The sequence below is a fragment of the Paracraurococcus ruber genome, from assembly GCF_004353985.1.
Lineage (GTDB): Bacteria > Pseudomonadota > Alphaproteobacteria > Acetobacterales > Acetobacteraceae > Paracraurococcus > Paracraurococcus ruber.
Genome location: NZ_SMOA01000329.1, coordinates 1 through 5,459 on the forward strand (window position 1 = coordinate 1; position 5,459 = coordinate 5,459).

General features: G+C 66.0%; 4 protein-coding genes. All 4 read right to left on the reverse strand.

The window, feature by feature from the left end; all coding sequences use genetic code 11:
• A partial coding sequence (locus tag E2C05_RS35265; RefSeq protein WP_133222982.1) for a hypothetical protein occupies positions 1-112 on the reverse strand: 112 nt, incomplete at its 3' end.
• Between the two features lie 202 nt (positions 113-314).
• The gene (locus tag E2C05_RS28270; protein WP_133222983.1) at positions 315-1,244 is read right to left on the reverse strand and encodes a replication protein RepA; all 930 of its coding nucleotides are present in this window, start codon (positions 1,242-1,244) and stop codon (positions 315-317) included.
• A gap of 431 nt (positions 1,245-1,675) precedes the next feature.
• On the reverse strand, positions 1,676-4,582 hold the full coding sequence (locus tag E2C05_RS28275; protein ID WP_133222984.1) for a cadherin-like domain-containing protein: 2,907 nt from the start codon (positions 4,580-4,582) through the stop codon (positions 1,676-1,678).
• A gap of 329 nt (positions 4,583-4,911) precedes the next feature.
• A partial coding sequence (locus tag E2C05_RS33505) for a hypothetical protein (RefSeq protein WP_158292424.1) occupies positions 4,912-5,459 on the reverse strand: 548 nt, incomplete at its 5' end.

Consider the following 5,459-nt stretch of genomic DNA (forward strand, 5'->3'; position numbering starts at 1 on the left):
CCTCCACCTTCCCGGCATCGGTGTCCACCACGCAGACATCCACGCCAAACTCGGCAAAGCAGGCACCCGACACCAGGCCGACATACCCGGCCCCTATCATCGCTATGCGCATCGCGGGCGGTCCTCGAACAGGGACGAAGGGCGATCCATGACGCCCGTAAAAGGCGAATTGGAAGCCTCGACTATCGCCAATTCATGAATGGCGCGCTGCACATAGAGCAAATCGCCAATGCCTGGAAACCGGAAGCCGCATGGCCGTGCCTCGATCGCCGGGGGGGGGCGTCAGTAGAGTCCACTCTTCCCGGGCGGGGTCCTCAGCCCAGGCCGAGCCGCCGGGCTTCCAGCTTCGGGACCGCCGGCGGGGAGGGATGCAGGGTCAGCCCGTCCTTTGTCACGTCCACCCGTGCCTCCGGATAGACGGCCATGGCCAGGTTCAGCGCCTCGGTGAAGCTCGGCTTGAGCTGGCGGACCAGGCGGAAGCCGGCGCCGAACTGGGCGTGGATGGCCGGCCAGCTGACCGAGGTGGTCTTCCCCAGCGAGTGCAGCCGGTAGGCCAGCCAGATATAGACGTCGATCGCCAGGCTGCGGGTGCCGATGGCCTTGATGGCCTCCTCCCGGATCGGGACCGGGTGGTCGCGCAGGGAGCGCCAGAAGCCGTCATCCAGCCGGACCCGGTCCTGCCAGAGCGTGCCCTGCGCCTCCTCCCCCGCCAGGCCCGAGAGGGTGATGGCATCCTGGACGAAGGCACCGTTGTGCCGTGCCTCCAGCCCGTCGCGGTCGGCGAAGAAGGTCAGCCGGCAGGCCGAGATCCGCCGCGCCTGCTCGGTCACCAGCTGGTAGGTCTTGCCGCCGGTGCTGAGGTTCATCCGGCCCATCCAGGACTTCATCGACCGGCCCAGCTCGACCTCGGGCGAGTTGGTGCGGATCGCCTCGGTCTGCAGGTAGAGCAGGATCAGCCGGGCGATCGAGCCATAGGGCACGCCGACGATCTTGCCGGCGCGGTCGCGGCCGGATTCCACCAGCAGGGTGGTCCGGTGCCCTTCCCGCCGCCAGAAGCCCTCCTCGATCCGCTTGTGCGGCAGGGAGGTCATGGCGAAGCCGGCATGGGTGATGCCGAGCCGGCTCTCCTCCTCCGCCATCAGGGTGGCGGCGGCGTCGATCACCACCCGCTCGGCCTTGGTCGCGGCCATGGCCCGCGCCCCGTCCAGGCCATGCTTCAGGATCAGCTGGTGCACATCCCCCATGGGCCCGCATAGGCCCCGATGCGTTGCGGCGGCGCAAGGGGGACTCTACTGACGCGAGCTACTAGGGAGGTATTAGAGATAACTATTAGAGTCGTCAGTAGAGTCCCCGGGATAACCTGGAGTCGCGTCACCAGGGTCCACTTTCCGCGTCAGCAGAGTCCCTGGGACGTTGCTGTGTCGGTGTGGACAAGCCCTGGCCTGCGGGGGGCGTCAGTAGAGTCCACTCCCGGGGCCGAAGCGTCGGTAGAGTCCACTCCCGGACCGCGACTCGGCAAGTGTTCGATCGGCGGCATGGAGTGCCCGCACCGCATCGCCGCCCGGGAAAGGGTGGCCGCATCCATGGCGACAGGGAGCGGGCCCGTGGCGTCACCACCAGGGGCCCGCGCCGGCCAAGCGACTGGCCCCCGCCCGTTCCGGCAGGGGCTGATGGATCAGAGGATGAAGTCGCTGGCGGTCAGTGCCTTCAGGCCGGTCAGGGTGATGGCGAGTTCCGCCGTGGCCGGATCGCCATCGAGGTTCACCGCCACGATGGTGTTGGTGCCGTCTTGGTACCAGATCACCTGATTCTGGGCCGTGAAGGCGGTGTTCTGTCCCGTGCGGAAGCCGAGGGTGCCGCTGAACAGGTCCCCGAAGTCGAGCCGGTCATCGTCATTCTGGAAGTCGGTGATGGTGTCGTTGGTGTCCCGCACATCGACATATTTGAAGAGATCTTTTCCGTCGCCGCCGGTCAGCAAATCCGCCCCGAACCCGCCTTGGATCGTGTCGTCATTTTTGCCGCCGTCGATGGTATCCTGGCCCGAGCCGCCATACAGGGTGTCTTTGTTGTCGTTGCCCTGGATGAAATCGTTACCCGTCCCGCCGAAAACCCAGTCGTCGTTACTGTCGCCGATCAGGATATCGTTGCCACCCTGGCCGTAGATCGCGTCGTTGTTCTGGCCACCATTCAGGCTGTCGTCGTCGGGGCCACCGATCAGCGTGTCGTCGCCACTGCTGCCAAGAAGGGTGTCGCGGCCGCTGCCGCCGTCAATATAGTCCGAGCCGCTGCGACCATCCGCGCTGTCATTGCCTGCCCCGAGGCTGACCGAGTCTTCACGATTAGTGCCGGTGTAGGTGTTGTCGTCGACCGAGTTGCTCACGAGGGACGTGGTCTTGACCGGCGGCATGCCACCGGTCTGGTTCTCGTCGCGGCTGTCGTTTCCGGCATCCGAGGCCGTCGGCAGGATCGGCCCATTGGCCTTGCCGGTGATGGTGAAGCTGACATCCTTGGTGGTGCCATCGGCCGAGGTGATGGTGAAGGTCTCGGTCCTGGTCTCCTCGGCACCAAGATACTGCACGGCGCTATTGGCAACCGAGTAGGTGTAGTTGCCGGCGTTCAAGGCCAGGGAACCGAGATTGCTGAAGCCGGCCTTGTTGGCGACGGTGGCGGTGGTGGGGCTGTCCACATCGGTGACGATGTAGCTGCCGGTCGCCGTCAGGGTCGCGGGCGCCTCGTTCTCGGCCACGGCGAAGTCGCCGCTGAAGACGATGCTGGCGGGGTCGTTCACGGCGGCGAGGCTGTAGCCGAGCGAGGCGGCGACCTGTGCATGGCCGTCGGTGACGGTGTAGCCGAGGGTGACGGGGCCGCTGTAGTTGGCGCCCGGCGTGATGGTGTAGCTGCCGTCCTGGTTGGCGATGACGGTACCGTTGCTGGCGGTGAGGCCGGTGACGGAGAGGGTATCGCCGTCGACATCGGTCCAACCCTGCAGGAGCTGGGCCTTGGTGATGGTGTAGCTGACATCCTCGGTGCCATTGGCCAGCACCGCCGCGGCGGTGGTCAGCGCGGGCGCGTCGTTCACGGCGACGAGGCTGTAGCCGAGCGAGGCGGCGACCTGTGCATGGCCGTCGGTGACGGTGTAGCCGAGGGTGACGGGGCCGTTGTAGTTGGCGCCCGGCGTGATGGTGTAGCTGCCGTCCTGGTTGGCGGTGACGGTGCCGTTGCTGGCGGTGAGGCCGGCGATGGAGAGGGTATCGCCGTCGACATCGGTCCAACCCTGCAGGATCTGGGCCTTGGTGATGGTGTAGCTGACATCCTCGGTGCCGTCGGCCAGCATCGCCGGGGCGGCGGTCAGCGCGGGCGCGTCATTGGTGCCGGTGATGTGGACGACGATGTCCTGCGTCGCCGTGCCGTCATACGAGGTGACGGTCAGCTTGTCGGAGGCCTGCTGGCCGGCCTTGAGCGGTTCGGCCGCGCCGTTCAGCTTGTAGGTCCAGACGCCGCTCAGCGTGTCGAAGGTGAAGTTGCCATAGGTGCCGGTGAGCGAGGCGGGGGTCTGGAATGACTGCGGGTTCCACGCCGCCTCGGCATCCACGACCACCACCTTGCCCCAGGTCTCGGGAGCGAGGTTTTCCGTGACACAGCCCTCGGCCGTGCTGGCGGCGCTGATCACCGCCTGCTCATTCGCCAGCTTCGTCGTCAGGACGAGGTCGTCAGCCGACCAGCCCGTGCTGACGACATTGACCTGGCCTTGCGCGCTGGCGACGGCCGAGCCGAGCGTGAGCTTGTCGAAGCCGTTGGTGGCGAAGCTGTTGAAGAAGGCGGCGGTATTGCCGGTGAAAGCGGCGCCGTCGATCAGGATGCTCTTCTGCAGGAAGTCGATGGAGATCCTGGTGCCGTTGGCCAGAACGCCGAGGTTCAGCTCGCCGGCCGAGGCATCCTGCGCGAAGCCGCCCTGGGCTGCGCCATTCGTATCCTTGACGGTCGCACCATCGCTGTCGAGCACCACCGCGGCGCCGGTGGCGCTGCGCACGGTGAAGACCGCGCTTGCCAGCGCCTTGCCCTGCTGGATCGCGAAAGTGATGCTGTCACCGTCATTCAGACGGCTGGCATTGCTGGCGGTCTCGGCGCCGGCGAGGTTGGTGAAGCCGAAGCCGGTGTCGTTCGAGAAGGTGATGGCATTGCTGCTGGTGCCGGAGGCGCCCAGGCCATTGGCGTTCAGCTTGCCGAGGCCGGTGATCCGGATCGGGTCGTCGCCGGCATCCAGGCCGCTGAGATTGGCGACGCGGCCGATGCCGGTGCCGGCGGCGGTGAAGCCAGCGCCGGTGAGATCTGCCAGGTTGTAGGCCTGGACGCCGTTGCCCACGCGCAGATCACTGGTCGCGCCCGTACCGGTGAAGGCGAGCAGTTGCTGGTACTGGATGTTGCTCCAGCCGATATCGCCGGTGCCCTGCACATTCGGCATGAACTGGTCGTTGCTGGTAATCTGCTCGAACTGGCTGCCGGCAGAGCCAGTGACAGCACCATTCGATGTTTCGTCGGACTTCACCGCCCGCGCGCCAAACCAGATCTGTTCGAAAGACAAGGACCCGCACTCCGCCTTGGATTGGCAATCCGGCGCTGCTGCCGGCCGTCTGCGGCGGTGAGTAGGGATTACGCTAAATGCAGTCCATAAACCCACGATATGCGCCAAAATTTATTCACTACCAAAGGTAGAAATATACAATATATAATTTGGGTTGAGAGTGGCGTGCGCTCTTGCGCCAGCCGGTTTGGCAGCATTCCTGCGCGTGGTGCCTTGAATTGTTTTAACAATAAAAAAGCCGGCATCGTGCACCCCTTCTCCTGGCGGGTGCATGATGCCGACCGGACTCAGGCGCTCTGCTGCCGGGATGACCGTGGCGGTAGAGCCGATCAGGCCATGAGCCAGTCTCCCGTTTGGATGCTCGCTGCGTTGGAGAGGGTGAAGAGGTCGACGACGATGGTGTCGCGGGTTGCGTCGCCTGCGACGACGGCATCGACCAGGCGGACCCAGAAGGAGGTTCCGACACCGGTGGCGAGGAAGTCGCCCTTCCAGGCGAGCGCGGAGCCAGGTCCGCCAGCGAAGGCCTTCCAGGTGGCGGCATTGTCGGTGGAGTACTCGAGGCGGAAGGCCTCGACACTGGATGTGGCGTCGACCTGCAGCAGCTTGTCGCCTGCGGCGAGGTTGGTGAACTGCCAGCGGAAGTCGATTCCGGCGCCGGCCGTCGTCATGCCCTCCCGCATGGTCAGGGCCGCCGTGCCGGTGGCCTGCGGGTTGTCGACCGAGAGGGCGCTGAGGGTGGCGTTGTTGACGCCGGGAGCGGTGGTGTAGGTGCCGAAGGCCCTGCCGGCGCTGACGGGGGCGATGTCGTCGTCGAGCAGCGTGCCGGCGGTGGAGAGGGTGGGGGCGGCGCTGCTGCTGGCCTGGAGGGTGAAGGACT